Source organism: Pseudoalteromonas sp. NCIMB 1079, from assembly GCF_040567695.1.
GTDB lineage: Bacteria > Pseudomonadota > Gammaproteobacteria > Enterobacterales > Alteromonadaceae > Pseudoalteromonas > Pseudoalteromonas distincta.
The window spans coordinates 3,342,081-3,368,066 of record NZ_JBEWZA010000001.1 but is presented as its reverse complement, the minus strand read 5'-3'; the positions used below and the strand labels follow the sequence as shown (position 1 = coordinate 3,368,066).

General features: G+C 40.7%; 27 protein-coding genes and 1 riboswitch. Of the genes, 14 read left to right on the top strand and 13 right to left on the bottom strand.

Translation table 11 applies throughout. The annotated features are described in order from the left end of the window. Positions 1-30 precede the first annotated feature (30 nt). Entirely contained in the window at positions 31-897 is an 867-nt protein-coding gene (gene djlA / locus ABX891_RS15740) for a co-chaperone DjlA (protein ID WP_002960826.1), read from the top strand. Here the strand turns inward: djlA and ABX891_RS15735 are convergent. From ABX891_RS15735 to rsuA, 3 genes are all read right to left on the bottom strand, one after another. After that, entirely contained in the window at positions 880-1,830 is a 951-nt protein-coding gene (locus ABX891_RS15735) for a DUF3530 family protein (RefSeq protein ID WP_354629861.1), read from the bottom strand. The two genes, djlA and ABX891_RS15735, sit on opposite strands and share 18 nt — an antisense overlap. A gap of 92 nt (positions 1,831-1,922) precedes the next feature. Further along, complete coding sequence (gene rluA / locus ABX891_RS15730) at positions 1,923-2,576, bottom strand: bifunctional tRNA pseudouridine(32) synthase/23S rRNA pseudouridine(746) synthase RluA (RefSeq protein WP_165743705.1); 654 nt, start codon at positions 2,574-2,576, stop codon at positions 1,923-1,925. Positions 2,577-2,696: 120 nt separating this feature from the next. Further along, entirely contained in the window at positions 2,697-3,395 is a 699-nt protein-coding gene (gene rsuA / locus ABX891_RS15725) for a 16S rRNA pseudouridine(516) synthase RsuA (protein ID WP_138488517.1), read from the bottom strand. Between the two features lie 59 nt (positions 3,396-3,454). Between rsuA and zapE the strand changes: the two genes are divergently transcribed. Next, the gene (gene zapE, locus ABX891_RS15720) at positions 3,455-4,564 is read left to right on the top strand and encodes a cell division protein ZapE (protein WP_165743703.1); all 1,110 of its coding nucleotides are present in this window, start codon (positions 3,455-3,457) and stop codon (positions 4,562-4,564) included. 210 nt (positions 4,565-4,774) lie between these two features. Here the strand turns inward: zapE and ABX891_RS15715 are convergent, their stop codons facing one another. Genes ABX891_RS15715 through ABX891_RS15690 form a run of 6 tightly spaced genes read right to left on the bottom strand, consistent with a single transcriptional unit; the run spans position 4,775 to position 9,760 of the window. Beyond that, positions 4,775-6,202, bottom strand: a complete 1,428-nt coding sequence (locus ABX891_RS15715) for a tetratricopeptide repeat protein (RefSeq protein ID WP_165743701.1) — start codon at positions 6,200-6,202, stop codon at positions 4,775-4,777. Positions 6,203-6,221: 19 nt separating this feature from the next. Beyond that, positions 6,222-6,878: an energy transducer TonB gene (locus tag ABX891_RS15710; protein ID WP_165743699.1), complete on the bottom strand. Its 657-nt coding sequence runs from the start codon at positions 6,876-6,878 to the stop codon at positions 6,222-6,224. A 1-nt stretch (position 6,879) separates the two neighbouring features. Beyond that, on the bottom strand, positions 6,880-7,284 hold the full coding sequence (locus ABX891_RS15705; RefSeq protein WP_036981164.1) for an ExbD/TolR family protein: 405 nt from the start codon (positions 7,282-7,284) through the stop codon (positions 6,880-6,882). A 4-nt stretch (positions 7,285-7,288) separates the two neighbouring features. Continuing rightward, complete coding sequence (locus ABX891_RS15700; protein ID WP_002960812.1) at positions 7,289-7,669, bottom strand: MotA/TolQ/ExbB proton channel family protein; 381 nt, start codon at positions 7,667-7,669, stop codon at positions 7,289-7,291. Continuing rightward, on the bottom strand, positions 7,662-8,987 hold the full coding sequence (locus tag ABX891_RS15695; protein WP_024596705.1) for a MotA/TolQ/ExbB proton channel family protein: 1,326 nt from the start codon (positions 8,985-8,987) through the stop codon (positions 7,662-7,664). The genes ABX891_RS15700 and ABX891_RS15695 overlap by 8 nt, the downstream gene beginning before the upstream one ends. Next, complete coding sequence (locus ABX891_RS15690; protein ID WP_024596704.1) at positions 8,987-9,760, bottom strand: DUF3450 family protein; 774 nt, start codon at positions 9,758-9,760, stop codon at positions 8,987-8,989. Before ABX891_RS15690 ends, ABX891_RS15695 begins: the two co-directional genes overlap by 1 nt. A 217-nt stretch (positions 9,761-9,977) precedes the next feature. On the opposite strand from ABX891_RS15690, the gene ABX891_RS15685 reads away from it, so the two are divergent. Both ABX891_RS15685 and ABX891_RS15680 read left to right on the top strand, forming a co-directional pair. Beyond that, positions 9,978-12,158: a TonB-dependent receptor gene (locus ABX891_RS15685; protein ID WP_354629857.1), complete on the top strand. Its 2,181-nt coding sequence runs from the start codon at positions 9,978-9,980 to the stop codon at positions 12,156-12,158. An 89-nt stretch (positions 12,159-12,247) separates the two neighbouring features. Continuing rightward, entirely contained in the window at positions 12,248-12,928 is a 681-nt protein-coding gene (locus tag ABX891_RS15680) for a Fe2+-dependent dioxygenase (protein ID WP_354629856.1), read from the top strand. Between the two features lie 219 nt (positions 12,929-13,147). Here the strand turns inward: ABX891_RS15680 and galE are convergent, their stop codons facing one another. Then, positions 13,148-14,164 (bottom strand): UDP-glucose 4-epimerase GalE, encoded by a 1,017-nt coding sequence (gene galE / locus ABX891_RS15675; protein ID WP_002960801.1) that lies wholly within the window; start codon positions 14,162-14,164, stop codon positions 13,148-13,150. A gap of 277 nt (positions 14,165-14,441) precedes the next feature. On the opposite strand from galE, the gene ABX891_RS15670 reads away from it, so the two are divergent. Next, the gene (locus ABX891_RS15670; RefSeq protein ID WP_024596701.1) at positions 14,442-14,933 is read left to right on the top strand and encodes a DUF3016 domain-containing protein; all 492 of its coding nucleotides are present in this window, start codon (positions 14,442-14,444) and stop codon (positions 14,931-14,933) included. 47 nt (positions 14,934-14,980) lie between these two features. On the opposite strand, the gene ABX891_RS15665 is transcribed toward ABX891_RS15670, so the two are convergent. After that, positions 14,981-15,271: a hypothetical protein gene (locus ABX891_RS15665; protein ID WP_007585044.1), complete on the bottom strand. Its 291-nt coding sequence runs from the start codon at positions 15,269-15,271 to the stop codon at positions 14,981-14,983. A gap of 71 nt (positions 15,272-15,342) precedes the next feature. On the opposite strand from ABX891_RS15665, the gene ABX891_RS15660 reads away from it, so the two are divergent. Continuing rightward, a complete protein-coding gene (locus ABX891_RS15660) occupies positions 15,343-15,552 on the top strand; it encodes a hypothetical protein (RefSeq protein ID WP_002960797.1) in 210 nt (69 codons plus the stop codon). A gap of 8 nt (positions 15,553-15,560) precedes the next feature. Here the strand turns inward: ABX891_RS15660 and epmB are convergent, their stop codons facing one another. Beyond that, complete coding sequence (gene epmB / locus ABX891_RS15655) at positions 15,561-16,574, bottom strand: EF-P beta-lysylation protein EpmB (RefSeq protein ID WP_033013297.1); 1,014 nt, start codon at positions 16,572-16,574, stop codon at positions 15,561-15,563. Positions 16,575-16,615: 41 nt separating this feature from the next. On the opposite strand from epmB, the gene efp reads away from it, so the two are divergent. Together efp and epmA are read left to right on the top strand one after the other, a co-directional pair. Next, positions 16,616-17,182: an elongation factor P gene (efp, locus tag ABX891_RS15650; RefSeq protein ID WP_077536047.1), complete on the top strand. Its 567-nt coding sequence runs from the start codon at positions 16,616-16,618 to the stop codon at positions 17,180-17,182. A gap of 56 nt (positions 17,183-17,238) precedes the next feature. Then, positions 17,239-18,213, top strand: a complete 975-nt coding sequence (epmA, locus tag ABX891_RS15645; protein ID WP_354629853.1) for an elongation factor P--(R)-beta-lysine ligase — start codon at positions 17,239-17,241, stop codon at positions 18,211-18,213. Positions 18,214-18,397: 184 nt separating this feature from the next. On the opposite strand, the gene ABX891_RS15640 is transcribed toward epmA, so the two are convergent. After that, entirely contained in the window at positions 18,398-20,515 is a 2,118-nt protein-coding gene (locus ABX891_RS15640; RefSeq protein WP_354629852.1) for a TonB-dependent receptor, read from the bottom strand. Between the two features lie 84 nt (positions 20,516-20,599). On the opposite strand from ABX891_RS15640, the gene ABX891_RS15635 reads away from it, so the two are divergent. The 6 genes from ABX891_RS15635 to ABX891_RS15610 all read left to right on the top strand — a co-directional run bounded on the left by ABX891_RS15635 (position 20,600) and on the right by ABX891_RS15610 (position 25,981). Further along, positions 20,600-20,998 carry an acyl-CoA thioesterase gene (locus ABX891_RS15635; RefSeq protein ID WP_010555268.1) on the top strand — a complete coding sequence of 133 codons (399 nt, stop codon included), beginning with the start codon at positions 20,600-20,602 and terminating at the stop codon, positions 20,996-20,998. Positions 20,999-21,124: 126 nt separating this feature from the next. Further along, entirely contained in the window at positions 21,125-21,523 is a 399-nt protein-coding gene (locus tag ABX891_RS15630) for an META domain-containing protein (RefSeq protein ID WP_306344991.1), read from the top strand. A 107-nt stretch (positions 21,524-21,630) separates the two neighbouring features. After that, positions 21,631-21,745, top strand: a riboswitch (TPP riboswitch). A 143-nt stretch (positions 21,746-21,888) separates the two neighbouring features. After that, positions 21,889-23,841 carry a phosphomethylpyrimidine synthase ThiC gene (gene thiC, locus ABX891_RS15625; protein WP_220492788.1) on the top strand — a complete coding sequence of 651 codons (1,953 nt, stop codon included), beginning with the start codon at positions 21,889-21,891 and terminating at the stop codon, positions 23,839-23,841. Between the two features lie 130 nt (positions 23,842-23,971). Next, the gene (locus tag ABX891_RS15620; RefSeq protein WP_354629851.1) at positions 23,972-24,982 is read left to right on the top strand and encodes an FAD-dependent oxidoreductase; all 1,011 of its coding nucleotides are present in this window, start codon (positions 23,972-23,974) and stop codon (positions 24,980-24,982) included. Positions 24,983-24,989: 7 nt separating this feature from the next. Continuing rightward, the gene (gene thiS, locus ABX891_RS15615) at positions 24,990-25,184 is read left to right on the top strand and encodes a sulfur carrier protein ThiS (protein WP_002960781.1); all 195 of its coding nucleotides are present in this window, start codon (positions 24,990-24,992) and stop codon (positions 25,182-25,184) included. A 5-nt stretch (positions 25,185-25,189) separates the two neighbouring features. Further along, on the top strand, positions 25,190-25,981 hold the full coding sequence (locus tag ABX891_RS15610; RefSeq protein ID WP_165744953.1) for a thiazole synthase: 792 nt from the start codon (positions 25,190-25,192) through the stop codon (positions 25,979-25,981). The last annotated feature ends 5 nt before the right edge of the window (positions 25,982-25,986 follow it).

The window sequence follows — 25,986 nt, the reverse complement described above, 5'->3', positions numbered from 1 at the left end:
AACTCAATTTTTAAAAAGGCAGTATTATAGATGTGGGGAAAAATTCTCGGTTTTTGTTTTGGCTTTATGTTTGGCAAAATATTTGGTGCTATTTTAGGTTTATACCTAGGACATTTATTTGATAAAAGCTTAAAAAATAACTTTGATAAAGCAGGCGGTTTTTCTAGCTTATTTAGTGGTGACGATGTTCACGAGCGCCAAGCTTTATTCTTTTCAAGCTGCTTCGCTGTTATGGGGCACATTGCAAAATCGAATGGCCGAGTGAGCGAAATACACATAAAAGCGGCTAACTTGTTTATGGATGAAATGGGCTTAAAGGGCGAAGAACGCCGCGAAGCACAACATGCATTTCAGTCAGGTAAAGAGAGCGACTTTTCACTTAAAGAAACAGTACACGATTTTAAAGAACGCTTTGCTAAACGAAACGATCTAATACAGTTGTTTTTAGAAATACAAATACAAATGGCGTTTTCTGACGGGGTATTAGCCGAACAAGAAAAGCAATTATTAGCAGAAGTAAGTAAACAGCTAGGCATTTCTAAAACACACTTTGCATTTGTATTAAAACGTTATCAAGCTGAGTTTAACTTTAGAAAGCAACAACAGCGCTTTAATCAGCAGCAACAAAGCCAAGGTCAAAGTAGTAGTTACCGTGAGGGTTCTGGCCACCATGTACCGCCAAATAATAATATGAACCGCGCTCAAGCATTGGCGTTATTAGGCTTAAATAGCGATGCAACACAGCGTGATATAAAGGTAGCGTACCGTAAACTTATGTCGCAACACCATCCAGATAAATTAGTATCGCAAGGTTTACCAAAGCACATGATGGAATTGGCTGTTAAAAAGAGCCAAGATATTCAAGCCGCTTATGAGTATTTAAAAAAGTCGGCGTAAAAAACCGTCTATTTCTTTTGTTAGGCGTGCGTGTTGACTAGGTTGATCGCGCAGGCCAAACAATTGGCGTTGGCGGTAATCAAATTTTGCATTTCGGTTAACCCAGCGCTGACGACTTTTAAGGCTCATTAAAATGTCTGTGCTGTCATTTGCGTAGTAAATATCAAGTAAGGCGGGTGTAACAAGTGACGCTGTCTGGCTCAAACTTTCGTTACGTTTAGTATTAGGTAAGTAACTGCTCAAACTTATAAACGCATCTAGTCTCTCATCTGGAAAATCTGCATAGTACTCCAACAACACACCTGCACTTGTACCTTGTGCAATAACCACTATATTACTCGAATCTTCCATAGCGGTTTGATACAGCGCATTAAACCGAGAAATGAGATTTATTTTATAGTTATCAAGTATGTCGTCAGTTACTTTTTCAATTGCATTAACGTAATGAGGCTCATCTTTGATTTTTGCAGGCTGTGATTGTGCGTTTGTTGCTGTGTCGGGTGATGCAGGTTCATCGGTTTTACTAGGCGCAGCTTCGGTTTCGCTGGGCGTTGTTTTTGCCAGTTTACTTGCTTGCCAGTCAATGTCGGGCACTGTCATTGCGTAGGTGCTGTAACCTAAATTATTAAGCTCTTTGCGCAAGTAGCTCATACCTGAATTATTGGTAGGTGAAGAATGCCAATCGGGTATAAGTATTACGATACCTCTAAAATTACTACTCATGTACTCGCTGTAAAGGCTTAAAAATTCTGTTTCACCCGCCAATATAGGCTTTATTTCATCACTTGGCAGTAGTCGCTCAATATCGCTATTTTCAATACTTGATAGGCTAGGTGGAGCAATATATTCAGCCGCGCTGATGGGGTTAGCTAAAAGTAGGGCACAGCTGAGCTGTATATAAAAAGCCCCTTTTAAAAACCGTGTAAATAGCATAACGCACCTAACTAATGACAATTAGTTAGGTATCGGCAAGGTTATCTAAAAGTTTAATGTATAGAGCGAATTAGCTAGTAAATTTAAACCTGTTAAAACTCTAATTCGGCTTCAAAAGTAAGTACTTGCTCAGTTACGGGGTGCTTTAATTTCAGCATTTGTGCATGTAATTGTAAGCGAGGAGCGGCAGCAAGTGCCTCTTTGTGGGCGTAAAGTCTATCACCTAAAATAGGATGACCCAGGCTTAACATATGCACACGTAATTGATGTGAGCGACCAGTGATGGGAGTTAGCTCTACACGGGTTGCATTTTCTTCACGCTCAAGTATTTTGAAATGCGTAAGCGAAGGTTTACCTCTGTCGTGATCAACCATTTGTTTAGGGCGATTAGGCCAATCACAAATAAGGGGTAAATCTACTGATCCTGTTTCAGCTTCAAGTTGTCCGTATACACGTGCTATGTAACGTTTAGCTGTTTCGCGCTCTTGAAACTGCATACTTAAATGTCTGTGCGCTGCTTTATTCATGGCAAGGCACAGTATGCCAGAAGTCGCCATATCTAAGCGGTGCACTATTCTTGCTGTTGGAAAAACACGATTAACACGATTAATTAAGCTGTCGGCATGTTTAGGATCTTTACCTGGGACAGTTAATAACTCACTTGGTTTATTAACTATCAGTAAGTCGTCATCCTGAAAAAGTATCGTTAAATACGGACTCATAGGGGGATTGTAGTTAACTAACACGGCCGACCTTAGTAATTTTGAAGGGCGCTATTTTAGTAGAGCAAGCCAACAGGCTCAAGTAAAAGTTTGGCTATATTGTTTTAACTAATAGTCCAAGCCTTAGGCTCCTTTAAAGCGCTTTTATAACTTAATTTCTTCGGGTGTTAATAATCGATATTCACCACTGGCCAAGTTTTCATCTAGGGTAATCCCCGCAATCTGCTCGCGATGTAACTCAACCACTTTGTTATCTACCGCGTAAAGCATACGCTTAACTTGATGATACTTTCCTTCACTTATTGATAAACGTAGTCCGTAATTAGCAAGTCGTTCGGCAATAGCTGGGCGGGTTAAATCTTTTTCGTTATGCAGCATGACACCTGTGCGTAATTGCTCAAGTGCTTCATCGGTAATCGGTTCTTGAGTTTCTACTAGGTAGGTTTTAAATTTATTGCTTTTAGGCGACGTAATTTTATGTGACCAATCGCCATCATTAGTAATAATAACTAACCCGGTGGTATCTATATCAAGGCGACCTGCTACGTGAAAGTCGCTCATATTTGGCTCATCAAGTAAGTCAAAAACAGTTTTATGTAGCTCGTCGCTGTTAGCGCATACATAGCCAACAGGTTTATTTAACATGTAATAGCGCTTACCTAAAAATACCAAAGGCGTACCTTGGTGCAGTACTTCATCTTGCTGGGCTAGCTGAAAATTATGTGATGTGATTACTTCGCCATTAACGCTTACTTCTTTTCGCTTAATACTAGCGCGAGCTTGGGTGCGCGGTATTTCAGCTAAGTGGCTAATAAATTTATCTAAGCGGCAAGGGAATTTCATTTTGGTTCACATTTTTAGTCGGCTACAATGGGCGCGATTATAGCCGATAGTGAAATACCATGACAGTGCACAGCACACAAATTTTAAGCCTTTACCAAGCAAAAATAGACACGGGAGAACTGTGTTTTGATGCAGCGCAGCAAAATGCGGTGGAAGCTTTAAATACGCTAAGCGAGCAACTTCAAGCTCACACATCATGGTGGCAAAAAGCGCCCTTAATAAAAGGCATTTATTTATATGGATCCGTAGGGCGTGGTAAATCCATGTTAATGGATTTATTTTATAAAAACCTACCTATTGAGCAAAAGCAGCGGCTGCATTTTCATCATTTTATAGCACAAGTGCATGCCCAACTTTCGCAGCTACAAGGTCAAAAAAATCCACTTATTCTAATTGCAAAACAGTGGGCTAAAAATATTCGAATACTGTGTTTTGACGAGTTTTTTGTGAGCGACATTGGCGATGCCATGATTATGGCCAGATTGTTCAATGCGTTGTTTGAACAAGGTGTTGTGCTGGTGGCCACATCGAACGCAAAGCCAGAGCAGCTTTATTACAACGGCCTACAACGAGCGCGGTTTTTACCTACTATTGATTTAATTAATAACCATTGCTATATAATTAACGTGGCAGGGGAGGACGATCACCGCTTTAGATATGGTAAAAACAGTCGTCACTATTTTATAAATTTATCAAATCTCGATTTTAAAAATGAGTTTTTAGCTTCGTATCCGGTTGTAACATGTAGCAATACAATTACTGTGCATGGGCGTGACTTACCCTATTTATTAAGAGCCAATAATGCCTTGATGATTGATTTTATGGCGTTATGCTCTGGCCCTCGTAGTGCTAACGATTATATGTTGTTAGCAACACAATTTGATGTGTTATATGTATCGAACGTGCCGCAAATGGGTGTTAAAGCAACGGGTAAAGTTATTGTTCACGGTATAGAAGATAGCTACCAACGCGAAAAACAAACGCTTGATGAGCACACATTTGACGACGAAGCACGGCGCTTTATTGCCTTAGTAGATGAGTTTTACGATTGCCATAAATTGCTGGTAATAAATGCGCAAACCGACATTGAACATTTGTATAAAGGTAAAAAGTTGAGCTTTGAATATGCGCGCACGCAATCACGCATAGTCGAAATGCAAAATTGGTAACGCTTTAATATATATTGTAAACGAGCTTGGTAAACGAGCTTGCTCACGCGAAAAGCGCAGCGCCTTCTCAACCTCTTTGTGAATAAATCACTTAAGATCTTATCGCACAAAGAGGAGTAAATGAGAAGACATTAAAACATAGAAATTACGAGCTTTGCTCGTCACGCCAGCAAGCTGTGCGTACAAGTAAATTTAACCACGGCGTTAAACTTACCCTTCTTGGCGCACTATATTCTCAAGGGCGCGAATATTAGTAATTAAGTCCTGGCGTTGTGGGTTGGCTTGTAATGCTTTTCTAAGATGCTTTAGCGCACTCGGGTAGTCTTTAGAATCAATCGCTATTTGCGATAATCCAAGCCACGCCGATAGTTGGTAATCAGGTAGAGCTTGTGCACGAACATACATAAGTTTAGCTTGGGTAAGTTGGCCTTTACTACGATATATACTTGCTAAACTAAGTAGGGCATCACCTAAATTCGGATTTATTTTAAGTGCATTATTTAAGCTTTTAAGAGCACGTTTAGTATTACCTTGTTGCATAGCAATTTGTGCGCTGTATACAGAAAACTGCGCTTGTTCATCACGGGGTAGCTGCTTAGTTAATCTTTTTGCGCTGCCTATTAGCTCTTTAGCTAAATCCCATTTTTGTTGAGATACAAGCCAGCCTAAAGTTTGCATCGTGGTATTAATAACCTCAACTTGCTGCTGTTTAGTGGCGTGTTTTAAACCTTGCTTTAATAAACTCACTGCGCGTTCAGTGCTGCCTTCAGTTAAATGCAGCTGGGCTGCTAAAAGCTGATTACTGGCATCTTTAGGGTTGAGTTTTAGGGCTACTTCAATAGCAGCTAGCGCTTGCTTTTTTTGATCAAGTTGTAACGCTATTTGCGCACGTTGCAGCCAAAGTTCAGCTTTATCAGGGCTTTTATTAAGTAATTCTTTTAGTAATGCACTTGCCTGACTTAAATCACCCGATTCAATTAACGCAAACAATAGACCTTGTTGATATTGGCTTGTTTCTGGCGCTAGCATAAGCGCCTGGCGGTACGCCGCTACTGCGCTCCAAGGTTGGCTATGCTGCACGTGTATATAAGCAAGTTGCGCATAACTTTGTGCGTCAGCTTGGCCTAGTTCAATACTGTGAACTAGGTGTGTTTGTGCTTTGTCATACTTTGCTTGTTGCATGTATAAAAGGCTCAAACCTTGGTGTGCTTTTACTAAATCAGGTGAAGCTTTTAAACACGCTAGGTAAGCTAGTTCAGCGTTATTAAAGTCTTTTGTTGAAAGCAGTACTTGTGCACGTAATAAGTTTAAAGCAGTGCTATCTTGGCTTATATCTCGGCCTTTAAATAGCGCCGCAACTTCACTGTAATTACCGGCTTGTAATAGTGGTTGTACTTGGCGAGCAAAACCGCGCTCGGTCGGCTCAATAAGAACCTCTGTAGGGCCTAGTAATTTATTATTTATAGCCAACTGCCATGTTGGATCGCTAGGTGATAAGGTTACTTTTAGTGGCGCACTTTTCAATGGCGTACTAGCAGCGCTTGCATGCACGCTACTTACACCTAATAAAGGGAGTGAGCACATTAAAGTAGTGATAACTGCGCGAGTTAATGGTTTTAGCGTTTTAAATATATTCATATTTTTCATTTTAATAGGCTTAAGGTTTAAATTCGATTGGCCAAATAAAGCGAGCGCGTACGGTTTCACCTTCTTTTTTAGGTGCACTAAAGCGGCTTTGTTTAATAATTTTGTCGATAGCTGGTTTAAGTTCAGGGTATGGGTTTTGTACTACCTCAATTAAACTTAACTTGCCACTTTCATCAATAAATACATCGAGTTTTACAGTAAATACATCAACACCTCGGCGGGTTAAGCTTTTTGGTAAAACGGCCTTGACGGGAGTAAGTAAAGTGGGGAGACCATCGAGTTGATTTAAGCTAAATGCATCCCAATTTACACTCATTGATTGCCATTGTGGCGCGCTTACTTTTACGTTGGGTGTATCGGGTTTTACAATACTTAAATCACTCTTTATCTTAATTTTTACGGCTTGAATTGACGCGCCTGCACCTTCTACCGCTAAGCTTTGCATTGGCTCATTTGTTTGCTGTTGTGATATTGATGGAGGTGGCGGAGGTGGCAGTGCCACCATGGCAATCTCACGTACAACCACTTTGTCTTGTATATGATGTTCTGCAAGTTGTCCAAGCCATAAAAGCAGTAATGCAGCACTAAGCACAATGAGGCTAAGGCCAAATGCAAACAGCGGATGGCGATTGTTTTTTGTTTTTTGAAGCGGGTTAATCGTGTGCATATTATTGTTTCGTAGCTAAGTTAACTTGCGCTGCGCCTGCCAGCTTTGCTTCGTCAATTACTTGAACAAGTAATTCAGTAGGTACTGTTTTATCAGCTTGAATAACTACAGGGCGTTGTTGCTGTTTTAACATTTGCTCGACACTACTACGTACACCCGCAACACCAATTTGGCTGCCATCAAAAAATACTTGTTGGTTGTCGGTTATTGCTAAAAATATAACTTGCTGCTCAAGACGACTGGCCGATACGGCTTGTGGTTTATCAACCTCAACGCCGCTTTCGCGCACAAATACGGTTGTAACAATAAAAAATATTAGCAATATAAATACCACATCAAGTAGCGGCGACATATCAATATGTTGCCCCGCTTCTTGCTCTAGCTTGTGCTTTAATCGTGATTGCATAGTGTTACCCTAACTGCTTACTTAACGTATGTAATTTAGGATTACGCTGTGAATATGCTAAGTAAGCTTGCATTAACCACGCGGGAATAGCGCACACAAGGCCCAATTGAGTTGTTAGTAATGCGTCACCAATGGCGTCACTCATTAACTCGTTATGGCCCAGCGCCATTACTTTAAATGTATCAAGCAAACCAACAATGGTGCCTAATAAACCAAGTAGCGGAAGCGCTGCAGTTAAAATAGAGCTAACTTCTTGCCAATAACCTTTGCGCTGTGCTTGGTATTGTTTAAGGTGCAGTAAGTCATGAAAAATCAGCTGGTATACAAATAAAGCGAGTAAAAGAATACACCAGCAAATAGGGTTACTAACGATTTTCTCAAACATTGTTATCTCCTTTTTCTAGTTGGCTTAGCTGTAATGCAAAGCCTTCTAGTTGGCTGTAGTACGCTTTTGCTTTACGCGATAACAGTGCATTTAATACCAATGCAGGTATGGCCACGACTAAACCTAATTCAGTTGTTATAAGTGCTTGTGCAATACCGCCCGATACAACTTCTGGGTCACCTGAGCCAAACAAGGTCATCATTTTAAATGTTTCGATCATGCCGCTAACAGTGCCTAATAACCCCAGTAGTGGGGCTACTGCTGCAGTAACGGCAATAGCGCCAATAAAGTTATCGAGTTTATGCTTATCATGAATTAACTGATTAAATAATTGATCGTCTCGTACTTGGCCTTTTTCGCTTTGCAGCGTTAAGTTAAATAACTGCTGCTGCATGCCTGCAAATTCACTGCTATTTTCAGCTTTAAAAAATTGCTGTAATTGCATTTGAGAGTGCATTTTAATTTTACTTAAACGTAGTAGCTGTGCGGCTTTTAATAGCGCAATGGTAAGTGCAAAGCAGGCAAATAAAATAATAGGGATAGCCCATAAACCGCCTTTTTCTAGGTGTTCAAGCGGACTTTCTTGTTGGGCTTGGCTAGTTACTAAGTGCGTTAAACTAGGATCAAAAGTAAGTAATGTAGAGCCTACACCGTTTTGCTTTAAAGTATTATCGAGTGGGTTGTCGTCACTTGTTGATTGTACTAACGCTACTTTTAATGCATTAGATTCATCATCCAAATTTAATAAACCCATAAGTTTAGGTGTTTGCGTACTAAACCATGCAACAGGCCCGACTTGAAGGGTATTAGCTTGGCTTAATTCGCCATTACTTAGCACAACCGATTGTTTTTTTAACTGTGGATAAAGTGCCTGCTCTTGATTATTAATTAGCGATACAACACGGCTTAATAACTCGTTTTGGCTATTAGCCGACTCGTTACTGCTAGCACTATTGCTGGTGTTTTGGCGTACAAAACGGCTAAGTAAGTTTAATTGATATTGCTGCTGCTGTTGCCAAGTGTCTAATCGGGTTTGTAACTGATCAAGGCTTAATGTGTTTTCGTCAGCTAGGCGGCGATTAACGGCTGCTTGTTCGCGTAATTTACTGAGCGATTGCTGCTTGGTAAAAATTTGCTTTGCAAGGGTCGCTTGCTCTTTTGAAATGCTCTTTTGAGTTTTACTTAGAGTACGCTGCGCTGTTTTAATATCACTTAAAATACTTTGCTTAGCATCATCACTGCTAGCTGCAAAAGAAATGTTTGCACTAAAAAGTAAAACTGTGGCGCTAAATACTTTAATTATGCTGTTAGTAGCCATTATTTAGCCCCTTGCTGGTTTTTATTTACATAACTTAATATTGGGAGTGTTACCCAATCAGCAGCGCGCTTTTTTTGCTGTACAGCAATACCCAGTGCAACTTGTTCTGCATTAATGCTTGAATCAAACTCCCACTGCCAACCTAAGTCACTTGGAAAACCAATACCTACGTAACTTAAGTCTTCGCTTACAAACCATGCTTGAGCTGCACCTAAATAAAGCTGCTTAACCCATACTTCTTGCCCGTCAGGATGCTTAATAGCCATTTCGTGAATAGAAATACGTTGTTGAAAATCATTAAGTAGAGTCAGCATTTTTAGTGCTGTTTGTAATTTGTCAGTTGTACTGAGTTTTGAATCGCTTAAATCACCAGCGTTTTTCCAACTACTCAAAAGTGGCGGGGGGAGTTGCACTTGTAATGAAAGTAATTGCCCAGAAATACGTGCTAGTTGATCATTTAATTGCTGTTGATCATTTTCAAGTTCTGATTGCTGAGTTACAAGCTGTTCGCGTTTTTGGGCAAGCTCACTGGTGCTTTTTTTTCTACGCTGATTAAGCTCGCTAAGTTGCTGCTGCTCGGCATTAAGAAGCGTTAAGGTTTGCTCCATACTGCTTTTTTGTTCAAGCCAATGAGTATTTAATTCTGTGTTTTGATTTTCTATTTGTAGCCATTTATTAACGAGTTGTTCTAGCTCACTAACAGTGTCGGCTTTTACTGCCATAGTGCTACAAAGCGCGATAACTACGCTAATTGGTTTAATTAAGCTTCGCATTACTTAACAACAATCCTGAAAGTTACGACGAGCAATTACAAGGACGTAATTACTGTTAATTTTTGAGTGTGTATACAATATAGTAATTCACATAACAATGCAATTGATAACAGTTATCGTTTACATTGCGTTGTTTGAGTGGTAGGATTTCGCCGAAATTAAATATGTACCTTAAATTAACAATAGTTAAGTGCTTAATAAAAACTACGGAGTAACCATGAGTAAGCCATCGAATAAAGGAAATGCGTACGTGAAGCCAATTGCAGCGGTTGTTACAGCTACGCTTTCAACTTGGGCAAGTGCACAGGATGTTCAAGAACTATCGGTAACCAAAGCAGAAACTAAAACTGAGTCTAGTTATGTTGTAGAAAAATCAACGTCGCATAAATACACTCAACCGCTACTCGATACAGCTAAAACGGTAACAGTAATCAACCAAGCGGTAATGAAAGACAGAAACGTAGATAGCCTACGTGATGCTTTGCGTAATGTTTCAGGTATTTCTTTAGCAGCAGGTGAGGGTGGCTCACCTACTGGCGATAGCATGTCGATTCGTGGTTTTAGTGCAACAAATGATATTTTTGTTGATGGTATTCGCGATGTTGCAGGTTACACACGTGATATTTACAACATTGAAGCCGTTGAAGTTGCAAAAGGCCCAGGCTCTGCAGTTTCTGGTCGTGGCGCAACAGGTGGTAGTGTTAATTTAGAAAGTAAAAAAGCGAAGTTAGACAACTTTAACGACGTTTCTCTACGTTTAGGTACAGAAAACGATTACCGTGGTCGTTTTGATACTAACATTCAAGTAAACGACACAAGCGCACTACGTATTAATCTTCTTACTGATAAAGGTGATGTTGCAGGTCGCGATCATGTTGAAAACGAAACAAATGCTGTTGCGTTTGCATTTGCAACAGGGCTTGGTACAAACAGCCGTTTTGATTTAAACCTAGAGTATCAACGCCAAGACAATTTACCAGATTATGGTATTCCTTGGGTTTACAGTGATACGCCAGTAGCTGAACTTGCAGATAGTGCACGCTCACCTTCTCCTGTCGACTTTGATAACTTTTACGGTAATATTTACCGTGATTACGAAGATATTGAAGCTTACTCAACAACAGCTCGTTATGAGTATGATTTTTCTCAAAATACTACGTTACGTGTGCAAGGTCGTTTAGGTAAAGTTAAGCGTGAGTCAGTAACAACTGCACCGCGTTATTTCTCGGTTACAACAGACACTGATATTACCTTTGCGGATGAAAAAACACGTGATACAGAAAATTCACTTGCTGCACTTCAAGTTGATTTAATTGGTAACTATGAATTTGCTGGCTTTACTCACGACGTAGTAGTGGGTGTTGAACTTGCAAATGAAACGTTTACACGCCATAACTTTGTTGCAACTACGCCTGATAACCTAATTGAAGATGGAATACGTAACGACTTATACAATCCTGATGCAACAATTGCATTTACGGGTGTATACGGCCGTGATGGTACAAGCATTGAAGCTAAAGCTAAAAACCAAGCTATTTATGCATTTGATACAGTGACGCTTAACAAGCAATGGGAAGTTACAGGTGGAATTCGCTTTGATAGCTTCACTACGGATTATCACAACGATTACAATGACTCAAGCGCTTTAATTTCTACAAGTGACGACTTATTTAGCTGGAATGCAGCTGTAGTTTATAAACCTACAGAAAATGGCAGTGTATATTTAGGCGCAGGTAATTCATTTAATCCATCGGCTGAAAGCCTAACGGTATCTACGCGTTCAAATGCAGCTGATTTAGACGCAGAAGAAAGCCGCAGTTATGAATTAGGAACTAAATGGAGCCTAATGGATGGCCGCCTGCAAACTAATGCTGCACTTTTCCGTACTGAAAAAACCAATGCCCGTACTGATGACCCATTTGCAGATAGCTCAAGTGACGAAATACTCGGTGGTGAGCAGCGCGTTCAAGGTTTAGAGCTTTCAGCAACAGGCCTAATTACTAAAGAGTGGACTGTAATTGCTTCATACACTTACCAAGATAGCGAAGTAACTGAAGCATTAGGCGACGACGCAACTCAAATTGGTAACGAGCTTGCGCGTACGCCTAAAAATAGCGCAAGTGTTTGGACTACGTACGATATGTCGGATAAGTTATCGTTTGGTTTAGGTGCGCAGTATGTAGGTGAGCGTTACAACGGCACTACGTCAACACGCTCTCGTGCGCCAGGTTATACTATTTTTGACCTGATGGTTGCGTATGACATATCAAAAGATTTGAGCCTGCAGCTTAATGGTGAAAACCTAGGTGATAAAGATTACGTTGATCAGTTAGGTGGTGGACACTTTGTACCAGGTGATGGTCGTAAGTTTAGTTTAACAGCGAGCTACTCTTTTTAATTTTAAAACAAATTAAAAAATAAAAGTAAGCATAAGGGCAGGCCTATTACCTGCCCTTAATTATTTGATGAAAATGTGAGAGGGCGCACATGATAGTTAAAGTTCCAGAGCTATTAACGAAAGAAGAAGTGGCGTATTGCCATGAGGTTTTGCTTAAAGCGCAGTGGGCCGATGGCAGTATTACAGCAGGTCATCAATCAACCAAAGCAAAAAATAACTTACAACTACCTGAAAATAGTCCTGAATGCCAAGAGCTTGGCGATATTATTATGGCAGCACTTGCGCGTAGTAATTTGTTTATGTCGGCTGCACTTCCTGCAAAAATTTTTCCTCCATTATTTAATTGCTATCAAGGCGGGCAATCGTTTGGTGTACATGTAGATAATGCAATTAGACAAGTGCCGGGTACGCCAGTAAAAATTCGTACAGATGTATCAATGACGTTATTTATTAACGACCCTGAAGACTATGAGGGCGGTGAACTTGTTATTGAAGACACTTATGGCTCACATAGCGTAAAGCTCCCAGCAGGCAGTATGGTGTTGTACCCTTCAACGAGTTTACATCGTGTAATACCAGTAACGAGTGGGCGCAGATTAGCCTCATTTTTTTGGTTACAGAGCATGGTAAACAGCGACGAAAAACGTGGTTTGTTATTTGATTTAGATATGTCGATTCAAAGTCTGCGCAGCAAAGTAGAAGATAGCCCAGAGATTATTCAATTAACAGGTGTGTACCATAACTTACTAAGACAGTGGGCACAGACATAACGAATATACTCGTTATTAAATACTGGATATAAGTATTTAAATATAAGTATTTAAATATAAGTATTTAAATATAAGTAATTAAAAGCTGCGCTTTTCGCGTGGTAAGCGCTACGCTTACAGCCAAAACTTAACGCTGTGGTTAAATTACAAGGCGCTCAGCTTGCTGGCTGTGACGAGCGAAGCTCGTAATTTCTATATTTGCTCACTTGCCGTTTTTGCTTAACCTTTATAACCGTTAGGGTTATTTGACTGCCAGCGCCAGGTATCTTGCATCATTTCATCAATACCGCGCACTGCTTCCCAGCCAAGTTCATTAAGTGCTTTTTCTGGCGCTGCATAACACGCTGCAATATCACCAGGGCGGCGAGGTGAAACCTGATAGGGTACAGCCTGATCGCTTGCTTTAATAAATGCATTAACCATTTGTAGTACAGAGTAACCATTACCAGTACCTAGGTTATAAACTAATGCCCCCGTGCTGCTGGCAATTTTATCAAGCGCTTTTAAATGACCAATCGCTAAATCTACAACATGTATATAGTCGCGCACGCCTGTGCCATCAACTGTGTCGTAGTCATCACCAAATACAGCAAGCTGCTTTAGTTTACCTACTGCAACTTGGGCAATAAATGGCAGTAAGTTATTAGGAATACCGTTAGGGTCTTCGCCAATCAAGCCCGATTCATGTGCACCAACAGGATTAAAGTAACGCAAAATAGCAAACGCAAAGCGCTCATCTGATTTAGCGATATCTTGTAGCATCATTTCAACCATTAGTTTAGATGTGCCGTAAGGGTTAGTAGTGCCGCCTACAGGAAAGTCTTCTTTGATTGGTAAGCTTGCAGGGTCGCCGTAAACCGTGGCTGACGAGCTAAATACCAATTTAAATACACCCGCATCGCGCATCGCATCAACAAGAGTAAGCGTACCTTGAACGTTGTTTTGATAGTACTCAACTGGCTTTGCAACCGACTCGCCTACTGATTTTAAACCCGCAAAATGTATAACACTATCAACCGTGTGTTTTGCAAATACAGAATCTAAAAAGGGTTTATCGAGAATATCGCCTTGGTAAAAAGTGGCTTCTTTACCTGTTATATTTTTTACGCGCGCAAGTGATTCTTGTGATGAGTTACTTAAGTTATCAATAACAACAACATCGTTACCTTGCTGTAAAAGTTCTAAAACAGTGTGCGAGCCAATATAGCCTGCGCCACCGGTTACTAAAATAGTCATGAAAGCTCCGTGGGTACCTTTTATCAATTAAGTTAATTTCACCATAAATAGAGGTGATTTACATGTTTTATCTGTAATTTATATGATTTTAATCGTATTTTTTTGATATCAGCACATTAAATGCTTTTGATTACATTTTGTGCAAAACAAGTAACACTTGATTGGTAAGATTAAGTTATAGTTAATAAACAAGTGCTAAAATAGCTTTAGTAATAGCTAATACTAGGTTTACTCCAATCCACATTTTTGTGATTGGTTTACCTCTTTGGAGAAAGATATGAATTTAGTTAAAAAAATAGCAACAACAATGTGTATCGCATTACCTGCGCTTGCCCATGCTGGTGAGTCTGTTGTTAAATGGAATGACTTTAATGATTATCGTGATGTGCGAGCGTCTAACCAAGCTAAGAGCTCATATCACAAAAGTGTGGCAGCAAGTTTCGAAAAGCATATGGCTAAACTAGCCGAGCAATTGCCAAAAGACTATAAATTAAATGTAGAGTTTACAGATTTAGATTTAGCAGGTGATGTGCGTTATGGTGGTATGGACGAGATTCGTGTAGTAAAACCAATTTATTTTCCACGCATTAAGCTAAATTATTCGTTAACCGATAACGACGGTACAGTGCTAAGTAAAGATACTGATGTGGAGCTTAAAGATATGGGCTTTATGGATAAAATTAAAATGGGCCGCGACGAATCATTTTATTACGAAAAACGCTTACTAACAGAGTGGTTTGGTGAGCAAATATTACCAAGTTTAGATTAACTGAAAATAAAAATGCCGCTAAATAGCGGCATTTTTATTTTTAAGCTTTACTTAAAAGTAGCTAACAACGTGAGTATTTGTTGTAACTTAATAACGGTTGTTTTCAGTTTTTCTTCTTCAAAACCATCGTTAGATAAGCTTTCAACATCAGCGGCTACGTCAAGTACGTAAGGCTTAAAACGTTTAGCTTCAAAGCTAAAGCCAGAATCGGCAGTAAATAAGGCTTTAAACTTACCGTGACCTTGCTGTTGAAGCTCGTCGAGTTTTTTGTCAGCATCAAGTGCCTGACGGTAAACAATTTTTAAGTTGGCATTGAGTTGTTCAATAATAGAATCCATGGTTTTCCTAAAGCTTTGCACTGCATTGCCGACATAATACTTGGATTACATTTAAAAGTCAGGTTTGTTATATGAATATATCAGGCACAAGTTTACCCGCTGTTTCTGGCTCAGGCCAAGGCAGTGAGCTTTATAGCGCTGCTTTATCTAAAAAGCAGCAACTCGCAGATGGCGCAGCAGCACTTGCACTTATTGAAGGTGCTGCACAATCGTCAAGTGCGCAAACACCGGCTAAATCGGTAACAGCATCATTGGGTAACAACGTAAATATATACGTTTAAATGCTGTTTTAAATTAGCTTAAGATCGATAGGTGTTTTGCTTTTTTGACCACCGATTTCTCTTACTAATTTAGGCACTAAAAATCCAGGCAGAGCTTTTAATAGCTCTGCCATTATTTCAATTGCTTGCGCTTCATTAATATCAAAGTGGCTCGCCCCTTCAACTTTATCGAGCAAATACAAATAATACGGCAATACGTCTGCGTCAAATAACGCTTCGCTTAAATTTATTTGCGCATCGAGCGTATCATTCACATCTTTTAAAATTACAGCTTGGTTTAAAAGCGTTACGTTTGCTTGTTTAAGCTTTTGCATAGCTGCTTTAAAATCAGCGTCTATTTCGTTGGCGTGGTTTATGTGATTAATAAAAATAATTTTTAATGGCGATTTTGCTAATCTCTCACATAACTCATCGGTCACTCGCGCCGGTATAACTACTGGCAAACGGCTATGAATTCGCATTCGTTTTATTTGTGGTAATTGCTCAAGCTCATCCAAAAACCAGCTTATTGCATCGTCTTTGGCCATGAGCGGATCGCCACCACTTAAAATCACTTCGTTTATATTGGCATCAGATTTTATGTAGCTTAGTGTTTCAAGCAGGCTTTTTTTATTAAGTTGGTTTTCTTGATACGGAAAATGCCTTCTAAAGCAGTAACGACAATTGACTGCACAGCCGGTTTTAAACATTACTAAAACACGTGATTTATACTTATGTAAAAGGCCGGGTTGTTCGTTGTCTTGCTCAAGTAGGGGATCTTTATTAAAACCCGATTTAGTCAAAAATTCTTGATGGCGTGGCATAACTTGTAGCAAAAGAGGATCGTTTGGATCGCCTTTGCGTATTTTTTTTATAAAAGGGATAGGCACGCGTACCGGAAATAAACTGCGGGCTTTTAGGTCGTTTTCATGGACTTGGCTCGATAAACCGACCATTTCAAGCAAGGTTTTTGGGCAGGTAACTACATTTGCTAATTCTTTTTGCCAGTTTTTATGCAAATTTGCTTCATTTCTTTGTATCATTGGCATGTAGATTACTCGAAAAAATATAAATAGAGGAAACGATGGCGAATTATAGCACCAACGAGTTCAAGGGCGGCCTAAAAATTATGATGGACGGCGAGCCTTGCAGTATCTTAGAAAATGAAATGGTAAAACCTGGTAAAGGCCAGGCGTTCAACCGTGTTCGTATCCGTAAACTTATCTCTGGTAAGGTGCTTGAAAAAACCTTTAAATCGGGTGAATCAGTTGAAGGTGCTGATGTAATGGATACAGATTTAGCGTATCTATACACAGACGGCGAATTTTGGCATTTCATGAACAACGAAACATTTGAGCAAATTGCTGCTGACGAAAAAGCACTAGGCGATGCAGTTAAATGGTTAGTTGAAAATGATGTATGTACAATCACATTATGGAACGGCAGCCCTATTGCTGTTACACCACCTAACTTTGTTGAGCTTGAGATCACTGAAACAGATCCTGGCCTTAAGGGTGATACAGCGGGTACTGGTGGTAAACCAGCAACGCTTAGCACAGGCGCTGTAGTACGAGTTCCATTATTTGTACAAATTGGCGAAGTAATTAAAGTAGACACTCGTAACGGTGAATACGTAAGCCGTGTTAAGTAAGCTTTAACATTGTTTATAAAATCCCAGCTTAAGCTGGGATTTTTTTTGGAGAAAATATGTCAGCAGATCTTTGGGCCCCAAGCGCAAGCATTGAAACACTAAAACAACGTGCAGCAATATTACGTAACATTCGTGAGTTTTTTTATACGCGTAATGTAATGGAAGTAGAAACTCCTAGCTTAAGCAGTGCCAGTGTAACCGATGTGCATTTGGCCAGTTTTAACACCACATTTGTAGGTCCAGGGCACGCAGGTGGGCTTCCTCTTTTTTTACAAACATCTCCAGAGTTTGCTATGAAACGCTTGTTAGCAGCAGGCTCAGGCGCTATTTTTCAGCTTTGTAAAGCATTTAGAAATGAAGAAGCAGGTAGTCATCACAATCCCGAATTTACAATGCTTGAATGGTATCGCCCAGGCTTTGATGAATTTGCACTTATGGATGAAATGGATGAACTAATGCGGCTTGTTTTAGATGTCGAGCCGGCAACAAGGCTTACTTATCAGCAAGCGTTTGAACAAGCACTTGGGATCGATCCGCTAACAGCGAACATAGAGCAATTAAAGCAACTAGCGTGTGAGCATGGGTTTGCTGATATAGCCCAAAATGAAACGCATAAAGATACTTTACTGCAATTATTATTTTGTATGAAAGTGGAGCCCACAATAGGACAAGATAAGCCATGTTTTGTGTATCACTTTCCAGCTTCTCAAGCGGCACTTGCACAAATTTGTGAACACGATACACGCGTAGCAGGGCGCTTTGAGCTTTATTATAAAAATATGGAATTGGCGAATGGCTTTAACGAACTCACAAATGCCAGCGAGCAAGCTAAACGTTTTAATGAAGATAACGCATATCGCGCTGAAAACGGTTTAAAGCAAGTGCCAATGGATACGCGTTTAATTAAAGCGCTGGAGCATGGATTACCACAGTGCGCAGGGGTTGCTTTAGGGATTGATAGGTTGGTAATGCTCGCAACAAATAAAGAAAAAATTAAAGACGTAATAGCGTTTGATGTGCAAAGAGCGTAATGCTTAGCCTGTAGGCGTAGGTGTAATATTTGTAGGTGCGAATTTATTTCGCGCTCGTGTAATTTAACTTTATAAAAAAGCGAGGTATAAAACCTCACCTACAAATAAAAACACCGCGTTTAAATTAAACGCGGTGTTTTTATTTGCTTGCTGTAGCTTTCATTTGAAAGCCAACGGCTGTGCTTTACAGATTAAGTGTAAACGTAACACCTGCAACACGAGGCTCACCTAATTGTGTGTAGGTATGCGTTGTGTAACCATCTTGTGGATCGTTACCAAACTCAAAACCACGTGTAGGGACTGTCTCGTCAAACACGTTATGAGCCCACGCGCGAACTGCCCACATGTCTGATTCGTAACCAAAGCTTAAGTTAACTAAGTTGCTGCTTGGTGCCTGTGAGTTATGACTATCTGAGAAGTAGTAGTCGTCCTTACCTTCAACACCAATCATACCGTAAAGCTCACTTGTAAAGTTATAGCGAGCAGTAAACGCATACTGGTATTTAGGTGACTGTGCTTGCTCACGACCGTCTTGGTTTAAGCCAGACTGCGTTACAAAGTCATCTATTTCAGTGTTTAAGTAACCAGCACTACCCGTTAAAAATAGATTATCAGTTAGTTGGTAACTACCTTCAACTTCTAATCCGTAGTTGCTACCAGAACTTGCGTTATCAACATAACCGGTAAATTGCTGACCTTCTACTTGCCATGCTTTTAACTGAATATCGTCGCGGTGCATGTAAAATGCAGCTAAGCGAAGCGTAAATTTGTCATCAAGCGATGAGCCTTTAACACCAAATTCGCCACTCCATAAATATTCAGGGTCGAAACTGGTGTGTTGCTGGAAAAAATCAGCGCTTAGGTTTAAGCCTTCATCTTTGGCTTTAGCAAGCGCTTCTGAGTTAATACCGCCAGCTTTGTAGCCACGCGTAATGCTGGTGTAGATCATAGTGCGATCAATTACTTGATATTCTAGAGCAATTTTACCGCCAACCATTACGTCGTCGGTGTCTTGTATAAAGCCATTGCTATCGGTGTAGTCGCCTTGGTATTGCTCTACACGTAAACCTGTAATTAATGTTGTTTTAGGGCCAATTGGAGTCGCTACTTGACCATATACTGCAACGTTACTCGTTTCGTAAGTTGAAGAAAACGGGCTTGCTAACCATGTGTATTGGCGCTCTAAATCAACGTCACGGTTTTGGTAATAAATACCCGCAACCCAGTTACCCGTTTTAGAATTAAACTGTAAATCTACAGACTGATCGTCGCGATCGCGGCTGTATAAATCGGTTGAGCTGTATCCATCTGGATGTAAGCCAGCAGCACATAACTTTGGCTCACTTGTATCGTTACATACCCAGTCTTCGTCAAAGCTGTAAAGTAATTCGGTATCAATAGCCGATAGGTTTAGATTTAAATCAAAAGCGTCAAAACCCGTATAAGTATTCTTAACACCTATAGCGTAGCTTTCTTGATTATCTTGGCCTGGTTCATCGGCAACACTATTGCGGCTGTTATCAAGCGTAAACGCATCGTAACCATTGTTTATGTCAATATAGTGAAGGTTTAACTCAGTATTTAAATGCTTTGTAAGCTGACTGTTTATTTTAAAGCGGGCTACTTGTTCGTCTTGATTTTGTGTTTCGTCATTTAAGTACAAGTTATCTACGTAACCGTCTGACTTTCTGCGAAAGTAGCTAACGCGTGCGCTAGTGTCATCTGTTAAGCCTGTGCTTGCTGCAATGCCTGCTTCGCGGGTGTTGTATGTGCCGGCACCTACTTGTAATTTTAAACTTGGATCGCTCGTGGCTTTAGCTGAACCCATTTGGATCATACCGGCCATACCGTCTGCGCCAAAGCGTGTACCTTGTGGACCACGGTAAATTTCTACTTGGTCTATATCAAATAATAATGAGCTGCCACCAAGGCCAGAATAGTTAATACCATCAATTACTAAGCCTACAGATGGATTAATAGGATCTACAAATTGTGAACGAAGTCCCACGCCACGAATTTGAATATAACGACCGCGCGACGCACCAGATGCAAAATTTACATTGGCGGTACTGCCTAACATTTCGTCTAAGTAACTTGCACCACGTTGATTAATTTCATCTTCGCTGAATAAGCTCGCACTCGCGCTTAAAGTTTGAATGCTTTCGCGCTGAAAATCGCCGGTTACAACAATTCTTTCTAGGTCGCTATCATCAGCGTTAGCTGCAATTGGTGCACCAAGCAGCGGTAAAAGTGCGGCAGTAATTAAAGACAAACGTAAGTTCATTGGGTTACTTAACTCCATTTTAGGGACTCGTATGGTAGCAATTATTTAAACACATGTGCTATAAACGCGGCAATTATACGTTAAATAATCAGGATTACTAATATGACCTTTAAAGTTGACTTCAAGGTACGTGATTACGAATGTGACTTACAAGGTATCGTAAATAACAGTGTTTATTTTAATTATTTAGAGCATGCTCGCCATGAATTTTTGTACGCACACGGTATTGATTTTGCTCAATTAGCGAAAGATAAAATTAACCTAGTCGTGATGCGCAGCGAAATGGACTATAAACATTCACTATTACCAGGTGATGAATTTTATGTGGCTGTGGAGCCGCAGCGTATTAGTCGTTTAAAATTTGCGTTTAAGCAAACGGTTATACGTAAAAGCGATGAAAAAGTAATGCTCAATGCACTGGTTATAGGAACGTCTGTTAATGAAAAAGGTAGACCGTTTTTACCAGAGCAAATAGATAACGTATTTAAAACTACAACTTAGTACTTAATCGCATAACTTTTGAACTATCATAGAACAAAAATTTACATTTAAAACATGCATTTTTAACGGATAAAGGGCATAAATATTGTTACAATTACATTAATTAGACAATTAGTTAGTAGTAGCATGAAATTAGCAGCAATACCGATGCTTATAGTCGGTTTATGTGTTGGTTGCGCATCAACAGGGACGGTTACCAGTGAGCAGCTTAAATACACCCAATGGCAATTATCACGTGTTGATGGTTTAGCAATTCCACCTTCGTTTAATGCATCAATGAGCTTTATTGAAGCACTGCAAGTAAACGGTTTTGCTGGCTGTAACAAATTTTTTGGTGAAGGCTCGCTTGAAGAAAGTAACCTTACCGTAAGTAAATTAGGAATGACGCGCAAGTCGTGCGGCGAAGACCTTGATGAGTTTGAGCAGCAGTTATTACAAGCCTTAAAGCAAGGTGCCGAGCTTAAAATGCAAGGCCAGCAATTAGTCATGCAAGGCGAGCAAACATTTGTGTTTATCCCTAAATAATTTTAAGTTTTTGAAAAACAGCCCCTTGCGGGCAGTTTTTAACTGACGTACACTCAGCGCAGATTTGTTGGGTAACACCTTCAAATTAACGAACAGAATTTATATATCAATACTTGTCGGAGTGCCAAAGCTAAGTAATTAGTTTTTGGCTGAGATCGCGAAAGCGGGATCCGTGAACCTGATCAGGTTAATACCTGCGTAGGGAACAAGCTGCCTAAAATGGGACGCTTGTGCGTCTTTTTTTATGCGCACAATAAAGTGATTTTGTTTATTTTAGGCTGCAAAGTAGCATGTACGCTACTTTACGATCTTTCTCTATTCCTCGGAATATCTGACAAGACAACCCTTAAGCAATGAGGCAAGTCATGTCAAATACTACAAATAAAGCGTCACGCCGAGAAACCCGTGCTGCCGCGTCTGAATATATTTATAACTTAACGGGTCAACCGTTTCCAAATTCTCATAAAGTATACGTTGAAGGCACTCAACCTGGTGTGCGTGTTGGTATGCGTGAAATTACGTTAAGTGATACGTTTATTGGCGGTACAGATGAAAACCCTGTTTATGAGTCAAACGATCCGCTTCGTGTTTACGATACGTCGGGCCCGTATACCGATCCTAATTTTGAACTTGATGTACGCAAAGGCTTACCAAAATTTCGTGAGCAGTGGATTGAAAGCCGTGGCGACACCGAGGTTTTAGAATCAGTGACGTCGCAGTTCTCGCAGCAACGCATGGCAGATGAAGGGCTGGATCATATTCGCTTTGATCACCTTCCAAAAATTCGCCGTGGTATCGCGGGTAAAAACGTAACGCAAATGCACTACGCACGCCAAGGGATTATTACCCCTGAAATGGAATACGTAGCTGTTCGCGAAAATATGGGGCGTGCAGAAATTCGTAAAGAATTACTTGCCGCGCAGCATAAAGGCGAGTCGTTTGGTGCGAGTATTCCTGAATTTATTACCCCAGAATTTGTACGCGACGAAATAGCCCGCGGTCGCGCTATTTTACCAAATAATATAAACCATCCAGAAACAGAGCCTATGATTGTAGGCCGTAACTTTTTAGTAAAAGTTAATGCCAATATTGGTAATTCATCGGTTAGCTCATCTATTGAAGAAGAAGTAGAAAAAATGGTGTGGTCTACCCGCTGGGGCGCAGACACCGTGATGGACTTATCAACGGGGCGTTACATTCACGAAACGCGCGAATGGGTTGTACGTAACTCGCCTGTACCTATTGGCACAGTACCGATTTATCAAGCGCTTGAAAAAGTAAACGGTGTGGCTGAGGATTTAACGTGGGAGATTTTCCGCGATACGCTTATTGAACAAGCCGAGCAGGGTGTTGATTACTTTACTATTCATGCCGGTGTACTGCTTCGTTACGTACCAATGACCGCTAAACGTGTAACCGGTATTGTGTCGCGCGGTGGCTCGATTATGGCTAAGTGGTGTTTAGCGCATCACAAAGAAAACTTTTTATACACGCACTTTGAAGACATTTGCGAAATTTTAAAACAATACGATGTGTGTTTTTCACTCGGTGATGGCCTTCGCCCAGGTTCTATTGCTGATGCCAACGATGAAGCGCAGTTTAGTGAGCTGCGCACATTAGGTGAACTGACTAAAATTGCGTGGAAGCACGACGTACAAGTATTTATTGAAGGCCCAGGGCATGTGCCAATGCACATGATTAAAGCCAATATGGATGAGCAATTAAAGCATTGCGACGAAGCGCCATTTTACACTTTAGGCCCGTTAACGACCGATATTGCACCAGGGTATGACCATATTACTTCTGGTATTGGTGCCGCTCAAATAGCATGGTACGGCTGTGCAATGCTTTGCTATGTAACACCTAAAGAGCATTTAGGTCTGCCAAATAAAGAAGATGTTAAAGAAGGCTTAATTACCTACAAAATAGCTGCACATGCCGCCGATTTAGCAAAAGGTCACCCTGGTGCGCAAGAGCGCGATAACGCCTTATCAAAAGCGCGCTTTGAATTTAGATGGCATGACCAATTTAATATTGGTTTAGATCCAGATCGAGCTCGCGAGTACCACGACGAAACCCTTCCGCAAGAATCAGGTAAAGTGGCTCACTTTTGCTCCATGTGTGGACCTAAATTTTGTTCTATGAAAATTAGCCAAGAAGTACGCGATTACGCTAAAGATTTAGAGACACGCGGTATTGATCCTAATAACGCTGGCGACGCTATTGAAATAAAAATGGTTGATGTAGAAGCCGAAATGAAAGCTAAGTCAGCTGAGTTTAAGCAAACAGGCTCAGAGATTTACCACAAAGCGGTATAAAGTAATTACCGGCTAGAAGTTAGATATAAATGATAGGTGAGATTTTATGCCTCGCTTTTTAATTAATTTTAGAGGCGAGAAGTAAATTATCATCTACTTATATTACTAATAACTGCTTTTGGAGGTTTTTATGTTTTATAACATTGCGGTGGTTGGGTTTGGTTTAGCGGGCAGGTTAGCTGCGCTTGAGCTAAGTAAACAGCACCAAGTAACTGTTTTCGAAGCGGACGACGAGCATACAAAAAGCAGTGCGGGCAAAGTAGCTGCGGCAATGCTCGCCCCGCTTGCTGAGTCGGTGTTATGTGAGGCTGATTTAGCTTTAATGGGTCTTGATTCAATGAAGCGTTGGCCCGGCATTATTGCAGAGCTTGAAAGTGACGTTTTTTTTCAGCAGCAAGGCACTTTGGTCATTGCGCACCAGCAGGACAAAGGCGATTTACAAAGCTTTGCACAGCGTATAAAACCACTAGCTGATCACACTGCCGAGCATATAAATGCTCAACAAATTACAATGCTTGAACCTGAACTGGCAGGGCGCTTTAATCAAGGCTTATTTTTACCCTGCGAGGGGCAAATTGATAACCAAGCATTTTATAAAGCCAGCTTTGCACAGCTCAACAAACGCAAAGTAAAATCTGTATTTAATCAGCGCGTAACCATTAGCGACAACAAAATAAACAATCGACCATTCGATTATATTATTGATTGCCGTGGGCTTGGTGCTAAAAATACTCAAGATGATAAACCGCTTAGAGGTGTGCGCGGCGAAGTAGCAAGGTTATACGCACCAGAGGTAAGTTTAATCAGGCCCGTGCGTTTAATGCACCCGCGTTATCCAATTTACATAGCGCCTAAACCTAATCATAAATATGTAATTGGTGCGACTGAAATAGAGTCACAAGACAATGGTGCCGCTACAGTGCGCTCAACTCTTGAGTTACTTTCAGCGGCTTATACCGTACACAGCGGATTTGCCGAAGCACGACTACTTAATATTCAAGCCGGATTACGCCCTGCATTTAGCGATAACCGCCCAGAAGTATCACAAGTTGGCAATGTAATTAGCATTAACGGCTTATATCGCCACGGTTATATGCTGGCACCGGCATTAGTGGCGCAAGCAGTTTCACGAATAGAGTGAGAATAAAATGAACATTACAATTAATGGCGAGCTACTTAATGTTAATAGCAAAGCGCTCGTTGAGGTACTTCAAAGTTTTGGTGCAGTTGCGCCTTTTGCTGTGGCTGTTAATGGCGAATTTATTCCACAAAGTCGGCACAGTAACTATGTACTTAATGAAGGCGACAGTGTTGAGTTGCTGTCACCCATTCAAGGCGGATAAAGCTCATGCAAACTAAAGACTGTTTAACTATTTATGGTGAGCAAGTAAATAGCCGTTTATTAATAGGCTCTGCGCTTTATCCGTCGCCTGATATCATGACCCAATCGATAGTCGCCTCTGGTGCTGAAATTGTAACCGTGTCGCTTAGGCGCCAACAAAGTGCAGCAGCCGGTGATGACTTTTGGCAGTTAATAAAAAATACAGGCTTAAAAATACTCCCTAATACTGCAGGGTGCCACAGTGTAAAAGAGGCGATTACACTTGCAAAAATGTGCCGAGAGGTATTTGCCACCGACTGGATTAAGCTGGAGCTGATTGGCGATGATTACAATTTACAGCCTGACCCTTTTGCGTTACTTGAAGCCACAAAAATATTAATTAATGATGGCTTTAAAGTATTGCCTTATTGCACCGATGACTTAGTACTTTGCCAGCGCTTAAATGAGCTAGGGTGTGAGGTGCTTATGCCGTGGGGAGCGCCAATAGGCACCGGTAAAGGCTTGTTAAATAGCTATAATTTAAAAACTATTCGAGAGCGTTTACCCGATACTACATTAATAGTAGATGCAGGTTTAGGTTTGCCATCGCATGCCTGCCAAGCACTCGAAATGGGGTATGATGCGGTATTATTAAATTCAGCCATTGCAGGGGCGGGCTGCCCAATTACTATGAGCCGCGCATTTAAAGTCGCAGTTGAAGCAGGGCGCTTTGCATATCAAGCAAAAGCAATGCCTGAAAAAGACGTTGCAGCCCCATCAACCCCAACAATGGGTATGCCATTTTGGCATCAGCAGTGAAGGAA